Below are 21,951 nucleotides of genomic sequence, written 5' to 3'. Positions count from 1 at the left end.
CCGGCTTTGCCGGGCCGCTGGTGGCGCCCCCCTGAGGGGGGAAGCGGCTAGAAGCCGCTTCGGGGGGCTCACAACTCATAGTCGTTGACATGGCCTTCCATGGCCTTGGCGATCAGGGCGCGGTTCAAGCGGCTACTCAAAAATTCAGCAAAGGTGAATACAAAATTGCGCAAATACGCGCTGCGCTTGAAGGCTACCCGGGTCACGTTCTGGCCGAACAGGTAGCCGGCAGGGCGTACCACCAGGCCGCCACGAGCGCCATTTTTCTCCATGTCTTCCACCACATCGGTCACCGCCATTTCGGCCGCGATGCCGATGCCCAGCCCCAGGCGCACATAAGTTTTGATCACATCGGAGTCAATGGCTTCGAGGGAAATGCGCGGCTCCAGCTTGCGCGCGGCAAATGCCTGGTCGATGCGGGTGCGCCCTGTGAAGGAGGGGTGGTAAGTGATGAGTGGCTCGGCGGCCACGTCCTCCAAGCTGATGCGCTCTTTTTGCGCCAGCGGGTGGTCTACCGGCAGCACCAGCACGTGCTGCCATTCGTAGCAGGGCAGGGTGACCAGCTCGGTGTAGTTGGCCAGCGACTCGGTGGCAATACCGATCTCCGCCACATCGTCAATCAGCATGCGCGCTACCTGGTCGGGCGCGCCTTGGTGCAGGCTGACGTTGACCTTGGGGAAGGCGGTGCGCAATTGAGCCACTTTTTCAGGCAGCACATAGCGCGCCTGGGTGTGGGTGGTGGCAATCGACAGGGTGCCGCTGTCCTGCGAGCTGTATTGCTCGCCGATGCGCTTGAGGTTGTTCACCTCCCGTAGGATCAGCTCGATGCTTTTGAGCACATGCTGGCCGGGTTCGGTGATGCGCTTGAGGCGCTTGCCGTGACGGGCAAAGATGTCAATGCCCAGCTCCTCTTCCAGCTCGATGATGGCTTTCGAGACACCCGGCTGCGAGGTGTGCAACGCCTTGGCCGCTTCGGTGAGGTTGAGGTTGCGGCGCGCGGCTTCTTGGACGAAGCGGAATTGGTGGAGGTTCATATCGAATTCCAGCTAAAGATGGAATTCATTATGCCTCAGAGCCTCATTTTCAGGCCGGGCTGAGTGCGATAGCGGCCAGCATGTCCAAGAGGCGTGCATCCTCACCCACAGCCGCTTGCAGATGGAATTGCACGGCTGGGTACTGCGTGCGCAGCTGCAGCACCAGCGCGGGCAAGTCTTCCCGGGCATGGCGGCCTACGCCCAAAAACATGGGCACGATGGTGATGTGGTTCACGCCACCTGCTGCCAAGCGTGCCACGGTATCTGGCAAATCGGGCTGGCTGAGTTCGAGGTAGGCGCACGCCACTTCCACGTCAGCGCTTTGCAGGCGAATGCGCTCGGCCACCGCCTCCATGGGTTTGTGCCACAAGGGGTCGCGGGAACCATGGGCGAACAGCACGATGGCGCTGCGGGGGGTGTTGCTTGTCATCGTCGGAGTACCAGCCAGGTGAAGGCGGCGAGTGAGAAAAAGGAATAAATCAAGCCCGGCAAAGCCGCCGTAATCCACGGCTGCCAGCCTTGCAGGTTGCCCAGGTCATTGAGCACGTTATTGAGCAGTACAAAGCTGATGCCAGCCATCACGCCACCAAAGGTGTAGCCCGCAATGCTGCCGGAGCGGAAGTGCAGGTAGGCAAAAGGCAGCGACAGCACCACCATCACCAGGCAGCTCAGGGGGTAAAACACTTTTTTCCAGAACTGGATTTCATACTTCTGGGCGCTTTGGCCGTTGGCGTTGAGGTGGCGGATGTACTGGAACAGGTCAATCGTGCCCATCCGCTCGGGGCGCAGCACAGCGGCGGCCACCATCTCGGCGCTGATCAGGGTGGGCCAGCGCAGGGTTTCCAGTTTGGCGTTTTCCACACGGATGGCTTGCTGGTTGCCAGCGCTGAATTCTGTGCGTGTTACATCTTGGAGTTGCCAAGACTCGTCCTCGCCAAACGTGCCGCCGGCCGCTTCGGTCAGGGACACGATGTAGCCTTGGTTGTCGAACTCAAAAATACGCACATCCTTGAGCGCCGCGTCGGAGGTGAGGGAGCCCACATTGACCGAATAGCTGCCGTAGGCCTGCTTCTCTTTGAGCCATGCGCCCGTTTTGCCCACGCTGATCTTGCCCTGAAAGCGGGACTTCAAGAGCTGCGCTGTTTTGTCCGCCAGCGGCGCTACATAGTCGCCCACCGCAAAGGTGAACATCACAAACCCCAGCCCCAGCGCGAGCAAAGTGCGCAAGGCCCGCCAGGGCCCCAGGCCGCTGGTACGCAAAATGGTGAACTCCGAGCTGCGGGCCAGCCGCGCCATCACAAAAATGGTGCCAATCAGCACGGTGATAGGAAACAACTCATACACGTGGGCCGGAATCATCAGCGCCACGTAAATCAAGGCCTGGGGAACTTGGTAGCCAGACGCCTTGATGCGGCTCACCGACTGCAGCTCTTCCACAATGTCGAAGAAGAAAAACAAGGCCATAAAGCCCAAGGTGACGAGCGCGACCGCCGTGATCACCTCCCCATAGAGCAGCTTGCGCAGCGTTTTCATGTGGCAGCTCCGGCCCTGGTCATGCGGCGTTTGGGCCAGCGGATAGCCCAGTGAAAGTGGCGCTTGGCAAGCCACACCATGCTGAGGATGAAGACCCCGCCATGCAACTGCAGCAACATGGGCAGCAGCGACATTTTGCTGTTATCAATCCAGCTTTTGCCCAGCACCAGCAGGTTGAAATACACCACAAAGGCTAGGAACGCAAAGATCAGGTTGCTGCTGCGCCCGGCGCGCGGGTTAGCTCCGGCCGCAGCCAGCCCGATCCAGAGCAAATTGAAGGCCGCCAACGTGAGCCCGGCACGCCAGGACAATTCGCCCTGGTGCTGGGGGGTAGGTGCTTTCAAAAGGTCCAAGGTGGTTTTGGCGTTGGAGGGGGCGTAGTCTCTGGCAGACGCATCGTCAGCGCCTACCCGTGCGCCGTAGCGCTCAAACGTGCTCAGGGTGAGGTCCGCCTTATCCGCTTTACGCTCCAGGCGCTGGCCGTTTTGCAGCACCAGAAACTTGTCGTCATTCATGACCTCCACGGTGCCGGTGTGGGCGGACGTGATGGTTTCTTTGTCTTGTTCTTTGGTGGCGATAAAGACGTTTTTACCGGTCTGTTGGCCTTTGCTGTCTTTTTCAATGAAGAAAACGCGGTCGCCGTTGGCGGATTCCTGGAACTGGCCGGGCTCGATGCGGGCGATGTCGCCCCGTTTGTCGTACTTGTCGCGCAGGTCTTCAATCTTGCTGAACGACCACGGCAGAATGAAAAAAGCCAGCGCCATCACCACCACCAACACCGGCCAGGCAAACCGCAGCAAAGGCCGCACCAACGACAGTAGGCCGTTGCCGCTGCCGAACCAGATCACCATTTCGCTGTCGCGGTACATACGGGTCACCACGCTGAGCACCGAGATGAACAGGCTCATCGACAAAATGGTGGGCATGTCTGACAGCACGGTGTAGCCCATGATGATGAGCACATCCGCAGGGTTGAACGTGCCCCGGGAAGCCTCACCCAGCGTGCGCAACAGGGTCATGGTGGTAACTACCGTGACCAGCACCACCAAGGTGGCGCCGAAACTGCGGCCTAACTCTTTGCGGATGGAGGAATGGAATAACATGGCGTTCAACGAAAGCGTGAATTATGAACTTTGAACTCAAGCCTCTGAATCTCGTAGCCCTTGCTAATGAAAAAACGGATCTTTTGATCTTGCTGGTGTCGCAAGATTTCAAGCCCGGTAAAGACGAGTTGTCTGTCTTGATCGCGCAGACGCTCAAGCAGGGCGATTTTTTAACCAAGGCGGGCACTGTGCTGTCGCTGTACCGGCCGGTGCAGGCTAACGCTCCGAAAGTGCTGCTCGCAGGCGTTGGAGACGGGCACGCGCGCGGCGTTCGCGGAGCACTCGCCGCATGTGCTGCGTCGCTCAAGGCGAGCAGCGTCAAGAAGGCCATCGTAGGGTTTGCCGGACCCGCCCACGAAGACGCTGTGCGGGCGGTGCCATTGGCGGTGGCGGAAGCCAGCTATGTGTATACCCACACCAAGTCCAAGCCAGAGGCCCGGACTCTGCAGAAAGTACTGGTGGCGGCCACCAATGCTTCTGAGGTGAAAAGCTCTTTTGATACCGGAGCTGCGACCGTTGCGGGCGTGGAATTTGCTAAGGAGTGGGCGAATCGCCCGGCCAATTACGCGACGCCGACCTTGCTGGCTCAAGCGGCGCAAAGTATTGCCAAGTCGGCCAAGGTCACATGCGAAATCCTCGGACCCAAAGAGGTCGTCAAGTTGGGCATGGGCTCCTTCATGGCTGTGGCTCAGGGCTCAGATGAGCCGCTGCGGTTTATTGTGTTGCAGTATTCCGGCGCACCCAAGGCGCAGCCGCCCGTGGTGTTGGTGGGCAAGGGCATCACCTTTGACAGCGGTGGCATTTCCATCAAGCCTGCGGCAGAGATGGATGAGATGAAGTTCGATATGTCCGGTGCCGCGAGCGTGCTGGGCACTTTCCGCACTTTGGCGGAGTTGAAGCCGGCGATCAACGTGGTGGGTTTGATTCCCGCTTGCGAAAATTTGCTGAATGGCAAAGCCGTGAAGCCTGGAGATGTTGTCACCAGCATGAGCGGGCAAACCATCGAAATTTTGAACACCGATGCGGAAGGTCGTTTGGTGTTGTGCGACGCACTGACTTACGCTGAACGTTTCAAGCCGGCCGCCGTGGTGGATATTGCCACTTTGACGGGGGCCTGCGTGGTCGCTTTGGGCGGCGTGCGCAGCGGTTTGTTTACTAGCAAACCTGAGCTGGCCGATGCCTTGTACAAGGCGGGTGAGGCCAGCGGTGACTTGTGCTGGCGCCTGCCCTTGGATGACGATTACGCAGACGGGCTCAAAAGCAATTTCGCTGATGTCGCCAACGTGGCGGGCCGCGCGGGCGGTGCCATTACGGCTGCCAAATTTTTGCAGCGTTTTACCGAGAAGTTCGACTGGGCGCACTTGGATATCGCGGGTACCGCCTGGAAAGGCGGCGCAGCCAAGGGCGCGACCGGGCGCCCCGTGCCCCTGCTGGTGGAGTTTTTGTTGAGTCGGGTCGCAGGGCGGTGACAGACGTTGCCTTTCATTTCGGCGCGCCCAACAAGCTGGAGTATGTGGGGCGGCTGCTCCGCAAGGCGGTCGCCAGAGGCGCCCGCCTGACCGTGTTGGCCGCGCCCGCACAAGTGCAATACCTCGACGCGAGTTTGTGGGCGACGGCGCCCACCGATTTTTTGGTACATGCCGTGGATGACGGAGGCGTGCCGCAGCCCCGGTGCCCGGTGGTCTTGACCTCGCGTGTACACAGTGCTTTGCAGAGCCACAGCGTTCTGGTGAATCTGACCACTACGGTGCCAGATGCTTTTACGCAGTTTGAGCGGGTAATTGAGGTCGTCTCGGTGGATGATGAAGATCGGGCTTTGGCCCGCACCCGCTGGAAACACTATGTGCAGCAGGGCTACGCGATTCAGCGCCACGACCTGAAACTCAAGGGGGCAGATTGATGCAGGCACCCAAAGCGACACCGCGTTTTTTGCCCACCTTGACCGAGGTAGTTAAGCCTGCGGTGGCGCTGGAAGTGCCCGAATCCGCTCCGGCAGAGGCGGCCTCGGCATCCACTGCCGCGCCGGATGAAGCCTTGGTGGAGGCGCTTGTCCAGCGTTTGTTACCCGGCTTGGAGCAACGCCTTCAAGCGGCCTTGCGAGAGAGCTTGCAGGCGCAATGGGATGCCTTGTTACCCAAGGTGATGGAAGATTTGGAGGACACGGTGCGGGATATGGCGGCCAGCACAGTGACATCGGCGCAATCGGAGCGCGAGCCCTGAGTTTTGCGGCAGATCTGCCTATGGCTGCGTGGAAATTTTCTAAAAAGTTTCGTGCGAACCAAGAATGCTTGAATTTACGGACTAGAATACGAGGCTCTGGAGCGGTGGATGAGCGGTTTAAGTCACACGCCTGGAAAGCGTGCGTGGGGTAAAACCCACCGCGGGTTCGAATCCCGCCTGCTCCGCCAGAACTGAAAAACCCTTGTAATTCAATGAGTTACAAGGGTTTTTTCTTTGGTGCTCCGGGGGGGCGCAGAATGGATAGCCATTCTGCTGCTAATGCTTACTTGCTGGATTGCACCATTTTCATGGCGGTCGCAATCAGGCCGGACACCTCGCTCATATTCCCCGGAATGATCAAGGTGGTGGTGGCATCCGCTGCCACCTTTCCGTAGGCATCTACTGCCCGCTCGGCCACTTTCAACTGCACTGCTTGCTCGCCGCCGGGTTGGCGGATGGCGGCGGCAATGCGTTCGATGGCCGAGGCCGTCGCTTCTGCCACTGCGGTGATGGATGCGGCTTCACCTTGTGCGCTGTTGATGGCGGCTTGTTTTTCGCCCTCGGAGCGTGCGATGTAGGCTTCGCGCTCGCCAGTGGCAATGTTAATTTGCTCTTGGCGCCGGCCTTCGGAGGCCGCAATCAGGGCGCGCTTTTCACGCTCCGCAGTAATTTGCGCTTGCATGGCGTGCAAGATTTCTTTGGGCGGTGTCAGGTCTTTGATTTCATACCGCAGCACCTTGACGCCCCAGTTCAGTGCAGCCTCGTCAATCGCTGCGACGACCTGCGCGTTGATGATGTCGCGCTCCTCGAATGTTTTGTCCAGCTCCAGCTTGCCGATGACCGAGCGCAATGACGTTTGAGCCAGCTGAGAAATCGCCACGATGTAGTTGCTGGAGCCATAGCTGGCCCGCATGGCATCTGTCACCTGGAAGTACAAGATGCCGTCTACCTGCAGTTGGGTGTTGTCTTTGGTAATGCAGACTTGGCTGGCGATATCCAGGGGAATTTCTTTCAGCACATGCTTGTAGGCCACACGGTCTACAAAGGGCACCAAAAAGTTCAAGCCCGGCGTCAAGGTGCCATGGTATTTGCCCAAGCGCTCAATCACCCACGCGTGCTGCTGGGGCACCACTTTCACCGAGCGGGTGATGAAGATGACGGCGATGACCAAAAGAATAATTGCGATTTCCATAAGGGTTCCTGTTCAAGTTTTATCAAGCAAGAGGCGGTTGCCCACCATTTCTGCCACCCGGTGCGGGCCCGGCGCGGGGATAACACCCGCGCGGTGGATGGCCGTCCAGTGGGCACCCCGGTAATGCACGCTGGCCGTGCCATTCGTGTCCCAGGCTGCGACCTGCACCGTTTCGCCAATATCCAGGTTGACATTCGGATTCGCTTGCGCGGGTAGCTCATGGTTGCGACGCATGCGTTTCCAGTGCCAAGCAACCACTGCGCCTCCGCCTACGAGAGCAGCCAGAGCAAGCTGTGCCGCGAGCCCAGCCCCCGCATGGGCTGCCAAGGCCGCCGCCACAGCACCCAGCGCCAGCATCAGCAAATAAAAAGTGCCGGTGAGTAATTCAAGGGCGACCAATCCGCCTGTGACAAGCCACCACAAGGTGGGTTCCGACATGGGTGCACTCCGGTTGTATTGATGACGCCACATTGTGGGCCAATTGAATGACCGCACCACGGCGTTGTCGCAATAAGTCCTTACACTTCGCGCCTGTTTGCCATTTTTAGCCCCCTCTTGTCGCTGGAGCCATCCGATGAAGTTTCGCTTTCCCATCATCATCATTGACGAAGATTTCCGTTCGGAAAACACGTCAGGCTTGGGCATCCGTGCCTTGGCGCAGGCCATTGAGTCCGAGGGCTTTGAGGTGTTGGGTGTCACCAGCTATGGCGATTTGAGCCAGTTTGCCCAGCAGCAAAGCCGGGCCAGCGCCTTCATTCTGTCCATTGACGATGAGGAATTCACCCCCGGCCCGGACCTGGACCCTGCGGTGTTGAACCTGCGCCATTTCATTGAAGAAGTGCGCCGCAAGAATCTGGATGTTCCCATTTACGTGTACGGCGAGACCAAGACCAGTCGCCACATCCCCAACGACATTCTGCGCGAGCTGCATGGCTTCATTCACATGTTTGAAGACACGCCCGAGTTCGTGGCGCGCCACATCATCCGCGAGGCCAAGGGTTACCTGGAAGGCGTGCAGCCGCCATTTTTCAAGGCGCTGCTGGACTATGCTGAAGACGGTTCCTACAGCTGGCACTGCCCCGGTCACTCCGGTGGCGTGGCCTTCTTGAAGAGCCCCGTGGGCCAGATGTACCACCAGTTTTATGGCGAGAACATGTTGCGCGCCGACGTGTGCAATGCCGTGGAAGAGCTGGGCCAGCTGCTGGACCACAACGGCGCGATTGGTGCGTCCGAACGCAATGCGGCGCGTATCTTCAACGCCGACCACTGCTTCTTTGTGACCAACGGCACCTCCACCTCCAACAAGATGGTGTGGCACCACACGGTGGCACCTGGTGACATCGTGGTCGTGGACCGCAACTGCCACAAATCCAACCTGCACGCCATCATCATGACCGGGGCCATCCCCGTGTTCTTGAAGCCCACGCGCAACCACTTCGGCATCATCGGCCCGATTCCGCAAAGCGAGTTCGAGCCCGCCACCATCCAGGCCAAGATCAAGGCCAACCCGCTGCTCAAGGGGGTAGATGCCAAGAAGGTGAAGCCGCGCATCCTGACGCTGACGCAAAGCACGTACGACGGTGTTCTCTACAACACCGAGACCATCAAGAGCATGCTCGATGGCTATGTGGAAAACATCCACTTTGACGAGGCCTGGCTGCCGCACGCGGCTTTCCACCCGTTCTACGGCACCTACCACGCCATGGGCAAGAACCGCGCGCGCCCCAAAGAGGCTGTGGTCTACAGCACGCAGTCCATCCACAAGTTGCTGGCCGGTATCAGCCAGGCCAGCCATGTGCTGGTGCAGGACTCGCAGACCGTCAAGCTGGACAAGCACCTGTTCAACGAGGCCTACCTGATGCACACCAGCACCAGTCCGCAGTACAGCATCATTGCCAGTTGCGACGTGGCGGCTGCCATGATGGAGCCCCCCGGTGGCACCGCGCTGGTGGAAGAAAGCATTGCCGAGGCGCTGGACTTCCGCCGCGCCATGCGCAAGGTGGATGAAGAGTATGGCGACGACTGGTGGTTCAAGGTCTGGGGACCGGACAAGTTGGCCGAAGAAGGCATTGGCCGCGCGAACGACTGGATCATCAAGGGCGAGAGCAAAACTGCCAAGGCCAACTGGCACGGCTTCGGCAAGCTGGCCAACGGCTTCAACATGCTGGACCCCATCAAGTCCACCATCGTGACACCCGGTTTGGACCTGAACGGCAAGTTTGCCAAGACGGGTATTCCTGCGTCTATCGTGACCAAGTTCCTGGCCGAGCATGGCGTGGTCGTGGAGAAGACGGGCCTGTACAGTTTCTTCATCATGTTCACCATCGGCATTACCAAGGGCCGCTGGAACAGCATGTTGACCGCGTTGCAGCAGTTCAAAGACGATTACGCCAAGAACCAACCCATGTGGCGTGTGCTGCCCGAGTTCGTGCAGAAGTACCCACGCTACGAGAAGATGGGCCTGGCCGACCTGTGCCAGCACATCCACCAGCTGTACGCCAAGTTCGACATCGCGCGCCTGACCACCGAGGTGTACCTGAGCGATCTGGTGCCTGCCATGAAGCCTAGCGATGCCTACGCCCACATTGCCCTGCGTAAGACCGAGCGCGTGGAGATCGACCATCTGGAAGGCCGCGTATCAGTGGGCATGGTGACACCGTACCCGCCCGGCATTCCCTTGCTGATTCCCGGCGAAGTGTTCAACAAGAAAGTGGTGGACTACCTGAAGTTCTCCCGCGAGTTCAATGCCCAGTGCCCCGGTTTCGAGACCGATGTGCACGGCCTGGTGAGCGAAGTGGGCGAGGACGGCAAGGTGCGCTACTACGCCGACTGCGTGAAAGCCTGAGAGTGCTCTCCAATCCGGAGGGCCTCATGAAAATAGCGCCGGCAAATCACTTTGTCGGCGCTATTTTTTTGATAGCTGCTCGCGCACACTCTGCGTGCGCTAGAGCCCTTTTTTGTACTTAAGCCTCTGCGGTCACGCCCATGGTCTGGCTGTAGCCGCCGTCCACGTAGGTGATCTCGGCTGTCACGCCGCCGGCCAAGTCGCTCAGCAGGAACGCCGCGACATTGCCCACGTCTTCAATCGTCACATTGCGGCGGATGGGGGATGCGCCGGCCACCATGTTCAGCAGCTTGCTGAAGTCCTTGATGCCGCTGGCTGCCAGTGTCTTGATCGGGCCTGCGCTGATGCCGTTCACACGGATGCCTTGAGGGCCCACTGCCTCGGCCAGGTAGCGTACGCTGGCTTCCAGCGAGGCTTTGGCCAGGCCCATGGTGTTGTAGTTGGGGATGATGCGCTCGGCACCCAAGTATGACAGTGTCAGCAGTGCCGCCTTGGGCGAGAGGTAGGGTAAAGCAGCCTTGGCCATCGCGGGGAAGCTGTAAGCACTGATGTCGTGTGCGATTTTGAAATTCTCGCGGGTCAGGCCGTCCAGAAAGTTGCCTGCAATCGCTTCACGGGGGGCAAAGCCGATGCTGTGCACAAAACCGTCAAACGTGGGCCAGTGGGCCGACAGGTTTTTGAACAACTGGTCGATCTGCTCATCGTTGCCCACATCGCAGTCAAACACCAGTGTGGAGTCGAAGTCTGCAGCGAACTCGGTGATGCGCTCTTTGAAGCGCTCGCCCACGTAGCTGAATGCCAGTTCGGCGCCTTGTTCTTTGCACGCTTTGGCAATGCCGTAGGCGATGGAGCGGTTCGACAACACTCCGGTGATCAACAACTTCTTGCCTGCTAAAAAGCCCATATCGTCCTCATAAAAATGCGTGGTCTAGTGCAGAATTGTCGCATGCGGAAATGGGTGGCATTACTCGGGAGTTTCATGGCGGGCAGCGTGTGGGCTGCGCATGGCTATGCCCTCTGGGGCGACCTGCAATATCCACCGGGCTTTGCCCACTTCAGTTATGTGAATCCACTAGCGCCCAAAGGCGGCGAGTTGCGCCTGGTGAGCAATCTGCGCGTTTCCACCTTTGACAAGTACAACCCGTTCACCGTCAAGGGCTCGGCTCCAGCCTATCTCAGCAACCTGATGTTCGATAGCTTGCTGGCTGGCGCGCTGGATGAGACAGCGGCCGGTTACGGCTTGCTGGCCCAAGAGGTGAGCGTGGCCCCTGATGGCTTGAGTGCCACCTTTGTGTTGCGGCTGGAAGCCCGTTTTCACAACGGAGATGCCGTGCTGGCGCGCGATGTCAAACACAGCTTCGACATGCTCAAAGGCCCGCTGGCAGCCCCGGGCTTTCGCAGCATGCTGGAGGACGTGGTGGGTGCGGATGCGTTGGATGCACGCACGGTGCGCTTTCGCTTTGCCAAGCCCAACCGTGACTTGCCACTGACCGTGGGAGGCTTGCCGGTGTTCAGCCACCGTTGGGGCGAGGAGGGCGGCAAGCCCAAGCCTTTTGACCAGATCGTGATGGACATCCCCATCGGGAGCGGGCCTTACAAATTAGGTCCGGTGAACTTCGGCAAAGACATCACCTATGTGCGCAACCCCGACTACTGGGCGCGCGATTTGAATGTGCGCAGTGGCACGGCCAATTTCGACCGCATCACCGTCAAAATCTACAAAGACAGCACATCCCGCCTCGAGGCCCTGAAGGCCGGCGAGTTCGACCTGATGCGCTTTTTTTCAGCGGGAGACTGGGCCCGCCGCGTAACTGGCCGCAAGTTTGACAGTGGCGAGCTGATCAAGGCTGAGTTTCAGCACCGGCTGCCCACCGGTTTTCAGAGCTATGTGCTCAATACCCGCAAACCTTTGCTGCAAGACGTGCGGGTGCGGCAAGCGCTGGGCCTGGCACTGGACTATGAGTGGATGAACCGCCAGATGTTTTATGGCGCCTACCAGCGGGTGCAAGGCCTGTTTGGCAACACCGATTGCCAGGCCACAGGTGTGCCGCCCGAGCAAGAGTTGGCATTGCTGAATCCGTGGCGGGGCAAAGTGCCAGAGGCCGCTTTTGGACCCATGGCGCGCCCACCGCGCACCGATGGCGAAGATTCTTTGCGCAACAACCTGCGCAGAGCGCAAGCCTTGCTGAAGGAGGCAGGTTGGACCTACCGCGACGGCGCCTTGCGCAACGCACAGGGGCAGGCGTTTGAGCTGGAGTACCTGGACAGCAACGAGGCTGGCGCCCGCGTGGTCACGCCGTGGGCGCGCAATCTGGAGAAGATCGGGGTCACGCTCAAGTTCCGCCCGGTGGACTTCGCGCTTTACCAGCAGCGTTTGCAAAAGTTTGAGTTCGACATCACCTCCATCGCCTATGCCGGCACGCAGAACCCCGGCCAGGAGTTCGCGGATTTGTTTGGCAGCAAGGCCGCCAGCCAGGAAGAGTCCGGCAATTTCAGCGGCATCCAAAGCCCGGCGGTGGACGCCCTGATTCTGCACATGACGAGTGCCAAGTCCAAGGCCGCACTGTTGCCGGCTTGCCGTGCCCTGGACCGGGTGATTGCCCACAGCCATGTGCTGGTGCCCCAGTGGTCGGCCGCGACCCACCGCATTGCCTACAACGCCTGGCGTTTGGACAAGCCTGCGCAGATGCCGCCCTACGCTCAAGGTGAGGGCTGGGCCATCGATACCTGGTGGGCCAAGCCATGATGGCCTATGTGTTCAAACGGCTGTTGTTGATGCTGCCCACTTTGTTTGGCGTGTTGCTCCTCACGTTTGTGGTGGTGCAGTTTGTGCCCGGTGGTCCGGTGGAGCAATACCTTGCGGAGGCCAAGGCGGGCGCCGGTGTCGGCGCAGAGGGCGGCATGAGCTACCGTGGCGCACAAGGGGTAGACCCCAAGCGCCTGGAGCAGGCCAAGGCCTTGTACGGGTTTGACAAACCGGCGCCCGAGCGCTTCTGGCAGATGCTCACCCAGTTTGCCCGGTTTGATTTGGGCACCAGCTTTTTCCAAAACCGCAAAGTCTCTGAGCTGATTTGGGAGAAGCTTCCCGTGTCCATGAGTCTGGGCTTGTGGACCTTCTTCCTGAGTTACGGCATTGCCGTACCGCTGGGCATTGCCAAAGCCGTGCGGGCGGGTAGCCGGTTTGACATGGTCACCAGTGTGTTGGTGCTGGTGGGCTTTGCCATTCCGGGTTTTGTGCTGGGCGTGGCGTTGCTGGTGGTATTCGGCGGGCAGTTGCAATGGTTTCCGCTGCGGGGCCTGGTGTCTGCCAACTGGGAGAGCTTGTCCTGGGGCGCCAAAGTGACGGATTACCTCTGGCACATCGCCATGCCCGTGACCGCCATGGTGATGAGCAGCTTTGCCACCATTGCGATGTTGACGAAAAATGCGTTTCTCGAAGAAATCCGCAAGCAATATGTGCTGACTGCGCGCGCCAAAGGCCTGCCCGAGCGCAAGGTGCTCTGGAAGCATGTGATGCGCAATGCGCTGATTCCCATCGTGACCGGTTTCCCGGCGGCGTTTATCGGCGCGTTTTTCACGGGCTCCCTGTTAATCGAAACCCAGTTTTCGCTGGATGGCCTCGGCTTGCTGAGTTATGAGAGTGTGATCCGCCGCGACTACCCGGTGGTCATGGGCACCTTGTATCTCTTTACCCTTATCGGCTTGGTGACCAAGCTGGTGTCTGACCTCTGTTACGCCTGGGTGGACCCCCGTGTTACCTTCGACTAATCCCGGTCCCGCCCTGCGCGCCTGGCGGCGCTTTCGCCGCAACCGCGTGGGTTTTGCGAGCTTGTTGATTTTTTGCGTGCTGGTGCTCATCAGCCTGGGAGCGGAGTTGGTCTCCAACGACAAACCGCTGGTCGTGGTCTACCAAGGCAGCACTTACTGGCCCATGCTGCGCGACTACCCGGAGACCACGTTTGGCGGCGACTTCGCCACCCCCACGGATTACCTCGACCCCTTCATTCAGCAAAAGTTGGCAGAGCCTGGCAACTGGGCGGTGTTTGCGCCCAACCGCTACGGGTCCAAAACGCTCAATTACTTTGCCACGGCCCCCAACCCCGCGCCGCCGAGTGCTGCGAATTGGCTGGGCACTGATGACCGCGGTCGCGATTTGCTCGCGCAGTTGATTTACGGCTTCCGTGTCAGTGTGCTGTTTGCGCTGGCCTTGACGGCCACCGGCGTGCTCCTGGGCATCGCCACCGGCGCAGTGCAGGGCTTTTTTGGCGGAAAGACGGATCTGGTCTTCCAGCGCTTCATCGAAATCTGGAGCTCCATGCCGGAGCTCTACCTGTTGATCATTTTCAGTGCCTTGTTTGCACCCAGCGTGGGCCTCTTGCTGGTGTTGCTGAGTCTGTTTGGCTGGATGGGGCTGTCGGACTATGTGCGGGCCGAGTTTTTGCGTAACCGCCAGTTGGACTATGTGCGGGCGGCGCGGGCCTTGGGGGTGTCCAGCCGCGTCATCATTACGCGACATATCTTGCCCAACAGCCTGACGCCAGTGGTTACGTTTTTGCCTTTTCGCATGAGCGGGGCCATCCTGGCGCTGACCTCGCTGGATTTTCTGGGGCTCGGCGTACCACCAGGCACGCCGTCTCTGGGGGAGTTGCTGTCACAGGGAAAAAACAATATCGACGCGTGGTGGATATCGCTGTCCACCTTTGGCGTGCTGGTGATCACATTGCTGCTGCTGACGCAAATGGGCGATGCCTTGCGCGACGCGCTGGACCCCCGGAAGCAAGACGCATGAACCCGACCACGCTTTTAACGGTAGAGAGCTTGCGGGTCGCATTTGCCGGGCGCGAGGTGGTGCATGGCGTGAGTTTTGACATCCGGGCCGGCGAGAAGTTGGCCTTGGTGGGTGAGTCTGGCTCCGGTAAAACCATCACCGCGCTGAGTTTGCTGGGCCTGGCCCAGGGTGCGCATTTGAGCGGCAAGGCCGACTTTGCCTCCAGCGCCGGGCCGCTCGATCTGTTGGCGGCACCAGAGCGGCAACTGCGGGGCATCCGTGGGCAGGACATTGCCATGGTGTTCCAGGAGCCGATGACGGCGCTGAACCCGGTGTTCACCATCGGCGCACAGATTGCAGAAGTTTTGGAAGAAAAACTGGGCCTAGCGCCCGCTGAATTTGCGCAAGCAGCTATTGATTTGATAGCGGAGACGGGCATGGACGATCCAGCGCGTCGGGCCAAGGCCTATCCGCACCAGTTGTCGGGCGGTCAGCGCCAGCGGGCCATGATCGCCATGGCGCTGGCGTGTGCGCCCAAGCTGCTGCTGGCGGACGAGCCCACCACGGCGCTGGATGTGAGTGTGCGGCAGCAGATTCTCGATCTGTTGACGGATTTGCAGCGACGCAAAGGCATGGCCGTACTGCTGATCACGCATGACCTGCATCTGGTACGCAAGTTCGCGGACCGCGTGGCGGTGATGGAGCAGGGCGTGATCGTGGAGCAGGGCGCAGTGGCAGAAGTATTTGCCCGCCCTCAACACGCCTACACCCGCCAGTTGCTGGACAGCCTGCCGGTGCGGGATGTGCGCGCTCCGGCCCCGGGCGCTCCGGTGCTGCTGGAAGCCCGGGGGGTACGGGTCGAGTACCCCATTCCCCAACCGGGGCTGCGTGGCTGGTTTTCCAGCGGACGCTTTGTGGCTGTGCAGGGTGCAGACTTTCGCTTGCACCGAGGAGAGACTGTAGGGGTGGTCGGAGAGTCCGGATCCGGCAAATCCTCGCTGGCATTGGCTGCTCTGGGGTTGGTGCGGCACGATGGGCTGGTTCGCGTTGGCGGTGCATCCTGGTCTGGGCGTGCAGCGAGTGACCTGTCTTTGCGCAAGCAGGTGCAGGTGGTGTTTCAGGATCCTTTCTCTTCTCTGTCGCCCCGGCTCACGGTGGAAGAGTTGGTGGGCGAGGGCTTGGATGTGCACATGCCCACCTTGTCCCGCGGTGAGCGGCAAGAGCGTGTCGTGCAGGTGTTGGAGGTGGTTGGTATGGGGCAGGCCCAGTTTCCCGGCATCCTGCAGCGCTATCCCCACCAGTTTTCCGGCGGGCAGCGGCAGCGTCTGGCGATTGCTCGCGCCTTGGTGCTGGAGCCGGCGGTGTTGGTGCTGGATGAACCCACCAGCGCGCTGGACGTCACCATGGCTCAGCAGGTGCTGCTCCTGTTGCAGCGCCTGCAACAGGAGCGTGGCTTGGCCTATTTGCTGATCACCCATGATGTGGCCGTCGTCAAGGCCATGGCGCACCGCGTGCTGGTCATGCAGTCCGGTGCAATTGTGGAATCCGGCGAGCTGGATGCGGTATTCAACACGCCCAGCCACCCTTACACCCGCAAATTGCTGGCGGCGAGCCTCTAATTTCCTTAAGAATCAAGGGCTTTGGCACGCTTTTGGAGTACAATCCAAAGCTCACGACCAAACGGGCGGGTAATTACCGCCCGTTTTTTTTGGTCGATCGTTTTTCACTCGAACTTCAGGCAGGCTTTAAAGACGTGGCATTACAGGACATCGTTGCACAAACCGTAGCAGGATTGGGATATGACTTGGTAGAGATCGAGCGCTCTGCCGGAGGCTTGCTGCGCATTACGATTGATTTGCCCTGGGTAGCGCCTGTAGATGGTCAGCCTGCTGTTGAGCAGTTCGTTAATGTGGAAGACTGCGAAAAAGTCACGCGCCAGCTGCAATTCGCTCTGGAAGTCGATGGCGTCGAATACAAGCGCCTGGAAGTGTCTTCCCCCGGTATTGACCGCCCCTTGCGCCATGTGCAGGATTTCGAGCGCTTTGCCGGTCAGGTGATCGACATTACCTTGAAGGCCCCCATGGGCGCTGCGGCCAACGGCCAAGTCAGCGCCAACCGTAAAAAATTCCGCGGCACGCTGGAGCGCGTGCCGGCTGCAGACGGCAGCACCGGCTGGCAAATCGTTTGGAGCGATGCGCCCGAAGTCAAGCCCGGCCAAAAAGTGAGCAAGAAGCGCGTGCCGCCGCCGTTGCAGGCCTTGGGCTTTACCTTCGATGAGCTGCGTGATGCGCGTTTGGCCCCCATTGTGAGTTTCAAAGGCCGTGGCGGCCAAGGGCAGGCAGACGAGGCTTGAGGCCCGGCTGCGTTCCCATCCGTTTTTGTATTGGTTGATAAGAGTGTTCAGGAGAGTCATGGCATGAATCGCGAACTGTTGATGCTGGTTGAAGCAATTTCCCGTGAGAAGAACGTGGAGCGTGATGTGGTGTTGGGTGCCGTGGAGGCTGCTCTGGCCCAGGCCACCAAGAAGTTGTATGCGGGAGATGTGGACATCCGTGTCGCGCTGGACCGTGACAGCGGCAACTACGAAACCTTCCGTCGCTGGCACGTGGTGCCCGATGAGGCCGGTTTGCAACTGCCTGACCAGGAAATCTTGCTGTTTGAAGCCAAAGAGCAAATCGCCGACATCGAAGTGGACGAGTACATCGAAGAGCCGGTGGCGTCTGTGCCTATCGGCCGAATTGGTGCGATGGCGGCCAAGCAAGTGATCTTGCAAAAGATTCGCGATGCAGAGCGCGAAATGCTGCTCAACGACTTCATGTCCCGTGGCGAAAAGATTTTCGTTGGAACCGTCAAGCGCATGGACAAGGGTGACATCATTGTGGAGAGCGGCCGTGTCGAAGGTCGTTTGCGCCGCAGCGAAATGATCCCCAAGGAAAACTTGCGTACCGGTGACCGCGTGCGCGCCATGATCATGGAAGTGGACCTGACCTTGCGCGGCGCACCGATTGTTTTGTCCCGTTCGGCGCCTGAATTCATGATGGAGCTGTTCCGCCAAGAAGTGCCTGAGATCGAGCAAGGCCTGCTCGAAATCAAATCCTGCGCCCGTGATGCAGGCTCCCGCGCCAAGATTGCCGTGGTGTCGCATGATTCCCGTGTGGACCCTATTGGCACCTGCGTTGGCGTGCGCGGCACCCGTGTGAACGGCGTGACCAATGAGCTGGCCGGCGAGCGCGTGGACATTGTGCTGTGGAGCGAAGATCCTGCCCAGTTCGTGATTGGTGCGTTGGCCCCGGCTAATGTGACCTCCATCGTGGTGGACGAAGAGCGCCATGCCATGGATGTGGTGGTCGATGAGGAAAACCTCGCAATTGCTATTGGCCGCGGTGGTCAGAACGTGCGTTTGGCCTCCGAGTTGACCGGCTGGAAGATCAACATCATGGATGCCGCCGAGTCTGCCCAGAAGCTGGCAAACGAAACCGACTCCGGCCGCAAGCTGTTCATGGAAAAGCTGGATGTTGACGAAGAAATCGCCGACATCCTGATTGCCGAAGGCTTCACCAGCCTGGAAGAAGTTGCGTATGTGCCGCTGCAAGAAATGCTGGAAATCGAATCCTTCGATGAAGACACCGTGCATGAGCTGCGCAACCGTGCGAAAGACGCGTTGTTGACCATGGAAATTGCCCACGAAGAGAGCGTGGAAGAGGTATCGCAGAACTTGCGCGACCTGGAGGGTTTGACCCCTGAATTGATCGGCAAACTGGCAGATGGCGGTGTTCACACTCGCGATGAGCTGGCGGATCTTGCCGTTGACGAATTGACAGATATTACCGGCCAGTCTGCGGACGAGGCCAAGGCCCTGATCATGAAGGCGCGTGAGCATTGGTTTACCAATGACAGCGCTTCTCAAGAGTAACGGTCATGAAAGGTTTCACAGAATATGTCCAGTACGACCGTTGCCGAGTTTGCCAATGAACTCAAAAAATCTACCGATACGCTGCTCGAACAGCTGAAATCCGCCGGAGTGCCCAAGGCCTCTGCGGGCGATGTGCTGACCGATGCGGATAAACACAGCTTGTTGAATTTCTTGCAAAACAGCCATGGCACTGCCAGCCCTGAACGCAAGAAGATCACGCTGGTGAAAAAGCAAACCACGGAAATCAAGCAGGCCGATGCCACCGGCAAAGCCCGCACCATTCAGGTGGAAGTCCGCAAGAAGCGCACCTTTGTGCGCCGTGATGACGGCGTGGAAGGCACTACCGAAGTTGAGGAACATGATGTTGCCTCTGCCAATGCCGCCCAAGTCATTGAAGACGCGGAATTGGCGCGTCGCGAAGAAGAAGCCAGCCGTCAGGCTGAGTTGATTCGTCGCCAGGAAGAAGAGTTGGCCCAGCGCCGCCGTGAGCGCGAAGAGCAAGAAGCCCGCGCCAAAGCCGCCGCTGAGCAAGCAGCGGCTGCCGAGCGCGAAGCCCAAGCTGTTGCGGCTCGCAAGGCCCAAGAGCAGGCGGCTGCACAAGTGCAAGCTCCAGCGAAAGCCGAGCCCGTGCCTACCGTGCAGGCAGTGGATGCTGCTGCCGCAGCACAAGCCAGCGAAGCGGCTGCCAAAGTCGCTGCGCAAGAGCGTGCCGCCGCCGCTGCCCAGGCTTCCAAAGCCGCAGCGGCTGAGGAGGCTGCGCGCGCAGCCGATCTGAGCGAACGCCGTCGCAAAGCGGAAGCGGAAGCTGCTGCGATCCGCTCCATGATGGCGGCTCCTAAAAAGGTCATGGTTGCGCCCAAGAAGGTCGAAGAGCCCAAGCCGGCTGTCGACGCCAAAGCCGCCATGAAGGGCACGCTGCACAAGCCTGCCAACGGCTCCGCAGTGGCCAAGCCTGGCAAACCTGCACCCGGTGCCGGAAATGCTGGCGCGCCCGCAGGCAATGGCAAGGAAGTCAAGTCCGCCAAGCTGTCCAGCAGCTGGGCTGGCGATCCTGCCAAGAAGAAAGAACTCAAGACCCGTGGTGACACCACCGCAGGTGCTGGCCGTTCCAGCAACTGGCGTGCAGGCCCCAAGGGCCGCCGTGGTAACGACCGCGATCGCGACGACCACCACAACCAGCAAGCTGCGCCGGTCGAAGCGCGCGTCATTGAAGTGCACGTGCCTGAAACCATCACCGTGGCTGAATTGGCCCACAAGATGGCGATCAAGGCATCCGAAGTCATCAAGCAATTGATGAAGCTGGGCCAGATGGTCACGATCAACCAGCCGCTGGACCAGGACACCGCCATGATTGTGGTGGAAGAACTGGGCCATAAGGCCGTAGTGGCGGCGCTGGATGATCCTGAAGCGTTTACCGACGACGACGTGCAAGGCCAGGAAGCGCCTTCCTTGCCACGCGCTCCTGTGGTGACCGTGATGGGCCACGTGGACCACGGTAAAACCTCGCTGTTGGACTACATCCGTCGCGCCAAAGTGGCTGCGGGCGAAGCCGGCGGCATTACCCAGCACATCGGTGCTTACCACGTGGAAACACCGCGTGGCATGGTGTCTTTCCTGGATACCCCCGGCCACGAGGCGTTTACGGCCATGCGTGCCCGTGGTGCGCAGGCTACTGACATCGTGATTCTGGTGGTGGCCGCCGACGACGGCGTCATGCCTCAAACCAAAGAAGCCATCAAGCACGCGAAAGCGGCAGGCGTGCCTTTGGTGGTGGCGATCACCAAGTCCGACAAGCCCGATGCCAACCCCGACCGCGTGAAGCAAGAGCTGGTGGTGGAAGAGGTGGTGCCGGAAGAATACGGTGGTGATTCTCCATTCGTGCCTGTGTCTTCCAAGACTGGTATGGGCATTGACGAATTGCTGGAGCAAGTGCTGCTGCAAGCCGAAGTGCTGGAACTCAAGGCCCCTGTGGATGCCATGGCCAAGGGCTTGGTCATCGAAGCCAAGCTGGACAAGGGCCGTGGCCCTGTGGCCACGATGCTGGTGCAGTCCGGTACCTTGAAGGTGGGCGATGTGGTGCTGGCTGGTCAGACCTATGGCCGCGTGCGCGCCATGTTGGACGAAAACGGCCACAAGATCGAAACCGCGGGTCCTTCCATTCCGGTAGAAATCCAGGGCTTGACTGAAGTGCCGCAAGCCGGTGACGAGTTCATGGTGATGTCGGACGAGCGCCGTGCCCGTGAAATCGCAACTTACCGTGCCGGCAAGTTCCGCAACACCAAGTTGGCCAAGCAACAAGCCGCCAAGTTGGAAAACATGTTCTCCGATATCGGTGGTGGCGACGTCAAGATGTTGCCCATCATCGTCAAGGCGGACGTGCAGGGTTCGCAGGAAGCCTTGGCGCAGTCGCTGCTCAAGCTGTCGACCGACGAAGTCAAGGTGCAGATGGTCTACTCCGCTGTGGGTGGTATCAGTGAGTCCGACATCAACTTGGCCATCGCTTCCAAGGCGATCGTCATCGGCTTCAACACCCGTGCCGATGCCGGCGCGCGCAAGTTGGCCGAAGGAAATGGCGTGGACATCCGTTACTACAACATCATTTACGACGCCGTGGATGAGTTGAAGGCAGCCATGTCCGGTATGTTGGCGCCCGAGAAGCGCGAAGAGATCATCGGTATGGCCGAGATCCGAACCGTGTTCGTGGCGTCCAAGATCGGTACGGTCGCGGGTTGTATGGTCACCAACGGCTTTGTCACTCGCAACGCACACTTCCGTTTGTTGCGCGAGAACGTGGTGATTTACACCGGCGAACTGGACTCTTTGAAGCGTATGAAGGACGATGTACGCGAAGTCAAAGAAGGCTTCGAGTGCGGTATCAAGCTCAAGAACTACAACGACATCAAAGAAGGTGATCAGCTGGAGTTCTTCGAGGTTAAAGAAATCGCCCGTACCCTGTAAGCGAGAGACATCGAGTGCGCAAAAAGTCATCGACACCCAACCGCAGCTTCCAGGTGGCCGACCAGATCCAACGGGATCTGGCCGAGCTGATCGCCCGCGAGCTCAAGGACCCGCGGGTGGGTATGGTCACTATCCAGGGCGTCGAAGTCACGCCCGACTACGCCCACGCCAAGGTCTTTTTCAGCTTGCTGGTCGGCGACCCGGTGGAGACGGCCGAAGGCCTGAACCAGGCTGCGGGCTTTTTGCGCGCCGGTCTGTTCAAGCGTTTACACATCCACACCGTGCCGACCTTGCATTTCATTTTTGACCAGACTACTGAACGTGCGGCGGACATGAATGCCTTGATTGCGCGTGCGGTGTCTTCGCGCGCGAAAGAGGACTGAAC

The 21,951-nt window shown here is 59.6% G+C and carries 19 protein-coding genes and 1 tRNA gene; 13 read left to right on the top strand and 7 right to left on the bottom strand.

All coding sequences use genetic code 11. The features are described from left to right. Positions 1-68 precede the first annotated feature (68 nt). From FDM28_RS12290 to lptF, 4 genes are read right to left on the bottom strand one after another with little or no spacing between them, the layout of a single operon-like run. Positions 69-1,034 carry a CysB family HTH-type transcriptional regulator gene (locus FDM28_RS12290; protein WP_138515491.1) on the bottom strand — a complete coding sequence of 322 codons (966 nt, stop codon included), beginning with the start codon at positions 1,032-1,034 and terminating at the stop codon, positions 69-71. Between the two features lie 49 nt (positions 1,035-1,083). Continuing rightward, entirely contained in the window at positions 1,084-1,464 is a 381-nt protein-coding gene (locus tag FDM28_RS12285) for a sirohydrochlorin chelatase (protein WP_138515489.1), read from the bottom strand. Further along, positions 1,461-2,567, bottom strand: a complete 1,107-nt coding sequence (gene lptG / locus FDM28_RS12280; protein ID WP_138515487.1) for an LPS export ABC transporter permease LptG — start codon at positions 2,565-2,567, stop codon at positions 1,461-1,463. The genes FDM28_RS12285 and lptG overlap by 4 nt, the downstream gene beginning before the upstream one ends. After that, positions 2,564-3,670, bottom strand: coding sequence for an LPS export ABC transporter permease LptF (gene lptF, locus FDM28_RS12275; protein WP_138515486.1), 1,107 nt, complete (start codon positions 3,668-3,670; stop codon positions 2,564-2,566). The genes lptG and lptF overlap by 4 nt, the downstream gene beginning before the upstream one ends. Before the next feature lie 23 nt (positions 3,671-3,693). On the opposite strand from lptF, the gene FDM28_RS12270 reads away from it, so the two are divergent. The 4 genes from FDM28_RS12270 to FDM28_RS12255 all read left to right on the top strand — a co-directional run bounded on the left by FDM28_RS12270 (position 3,694) and on the right by FDM28_RS12255 (position 6,078). Then, complete coding sequence (locus FDM28_RS12270; protein WP_138515484.1) at positions 3,694-5,139, top strand: leucyl aminopeptidase; 1,446 nt, start codon at positions 3,694-3,696, stop codon at positions 5,137-5,139. After that, the gene (locus FDM28_RS12265) at positions 5,136-5,570 is read left to right on the top strand and encodes a DNA polymerase III subunit chi (protein WP_138515482.1); all 435 of its coding nucleotides are present in this window, start codon (positions 5,136-5,138) and stop codon (positions 5,568-5,570) included. The genes FDM28_RS12270 and FDM28_RS12265 overlap by 4 nt, the downstream gene beginning before the upstream one ends. A gap of 38 nt (positions 5,571-5,608) precedes the next feature. Next, positions 5,609-5,890 carry a hypothetical protein gene (locus tag FDM28_RS12260; RefSeq protein ID WP_206021966.1) on the top strand — a complete coding sequence of 94 codons (282 nt, stop codon included), beginning with the start codon at positions 5,609-5,611 and terminating at the stop codon, positions 5,888-5,890. Between the two features lie 98 nt (positions 5,891-5,988). After that, positions 5,989-6,078, top strand: a tRNA-Ser gene (locus tag FDM28_RS12255). A 95-nt stretch (positions 6,079-6,173) separates the two neighbouring features. Here FDM28_RS12255 and FDM28_RS12250 read toward each other — a convergent pair. Then, positions 6,174-7,082: an SPFH domain-containing protein gene (locus FDM28_RS12250; protein ID WP_138515478.1), complete on the bottom strand. Its 909-nt coding sequence runs from the start codon at positions 7,080-7,082 to the stop codon at positions 6,174-6,176. Between the two features lie 12 nt (positions 7,083-7,094). Beyond that, positions 7,095-7,520: an NfeD family protein gene (locus tag FDM28_RS12245; protein WP_138515476.1), complete on the bottom strand. Its 426-nt coding sequence runs from the start codon at positions 7,518-7,520 to the stop codon at positions 7,095-7,097. A 136-nt stretch (positions 7,521-7,656) separates the two neighbouring features. Between FDM28_RS12245 and FDM28_RS12240 the strand changes: the two genes are divergently transcribed. After that, the gene (locus FDM28_RS12240; protein ID WP_138515474.1) at positions 7,657-9,927 is read left to right on the top strand and encodes an arginine/lysine/ornithine decarboxylase; all 2,271 of its coding nucleotides are present in this window, start codon (positions 7,657-7,659) and stop codon (positions 9,925-9,927) included. A 118-nt stretch (positions 9,928-10,045) separates the two neighbouring features. On the opposite strand, the gene fabI is transcribed toward FDM28_RS12240, so the two are convergent. Then, complete coding sequence (gene fabI / locus FDM28_RS12235) at positions 10,046-10,831, bottom strand: enoyl-ACP reductase FabI (protein WP_138515472.1); 786 nt, start codon at positions 10,829-10,831, stop codon at positions 10,046-10,048. Between the two features lie 42 nt (positions 10,832-10,873). On the opposite strand from fabI, the gene FDM28_RS12230 reads away from it, so the two are divergent. The 8 genes from FDM28_RS12230 (at position 10,874) to rbfA (ending at position 21,949) form a co-directional block, all read left to right on the top strand. Beyond that, positions 10,874-12,673, top strand: coding sequence for an extracellular solute-binding protein (locus tag FDM28_RS12230; RefSeq protein WP_138515470.1), 1,800 nt, complete (start codon positions 10,874-10,876; stop codon positions 12,671-12,673). Beyond that, positions 12,670-13,695: a microcin C ABC transporter permease YejB gene (locus tag FDM28_RS12225; RefSeq protein WP_138516281.1), complete on the top strand. Its 1,026-nt coding sequence runs from the start codon at positions 12,670-12,672 to the stop codon at positions 13,693-13,695. Before FDM28_RS12230 ends, FDM28_RS12225 begins: the two co-directional genes overlap by 4 nt. Then, a complete protein-coding gene (locus tag FDM28_RS12220) occupies positions 13,679-14,716 on the top strand; it encodes an ABC transporter permease (RefSeq protein ID WP_138515469.1) in 1,038 nt (345 codons plus the stop codon). The genes FDM28_RS12225 and FDM28_RS12220 overlap by 17 nt, the downstream gene beginning before the upstream one ends. Then, positions 14,713-16,314 (top strand): ABC transporter ATP-binding protein, encoded by a 1,602-nt coding sequence (locus FDM28_RS12215; RefSeq protein ID WP_138515467.1) that lies wholly within the window; start codon positions 14,713-14,715, stop codon positions 16,312-16,314. Before FDM28_RS12220 ends, FDM28_RS12215 begins: the two co-directional genes overlap by 4 nt. Positions 16,315-16,448: 134 nt before the next feature. After that, on the top strand, positions 16,449-17,048 hold the full coding sequence (gene rimP, locus FDM28_RS12210; protein ID WP_138515465.1) for a ribosome maturation factor RimP: 600 nt from the start codon (positions 16,449-16,451) through the stop codon (positions 17,046-17,048). A gap of 63 nt (positions 17,049-17,111) precedes the next feature. After that, positions 17,112-18,608: a transcription termination factor NusA gene (nusA, locus tag FDM28_RS12205; RefSeq protein WP_138515463.1), complete on the top strand. Its 1,497-nt coding sequence runs from the start codon at positions 17,112-17,114 to the stop codon at positions 18,606-18,608. Between the two features lie 24 nt (positions 18,609-18,632). After that, the gene (gene infB, locus FDM28_RS12200) at positions 18,633-21,566 is read left to right on the top strand and encodes a translation initiation factor IF-2 (protein WP_138515461.1); all 2,934 of its coding nucleotides are present in this window, start codon (positions 18,633-18,635) and stop codon (positions 21,564-21,566) included. Between the two features lie 14 nt (positions 21,567-21,580). Then, a complete protein-coding gene (gene rbfA, locus FDM28_RS12195) occupies positions 21,581-21,949 on the top strand; it encodes a 30S ribosome-binding factor RbfA (protein ID WP_138515459.1) in 369 nt (122 codons plus the stop codon). Positions 21,950-21,951 lie beyond the last annotated feature (2 nt).

This window comes from Rhodoferax bucti, from assembly GCF_005876985.1.
GTDB lineage: Bacteria > Pseudomonadota > Gammaproteobacteria > Burkholderiales > Burkholderiaceae_C > Allorhodoferax > Allorhodoferax bucti.
The sequence above is the reverse complement of the archived record's forward strand: the minus strand, read 5'-3'. Positions and strand labels throughout refer to the sequence as shown.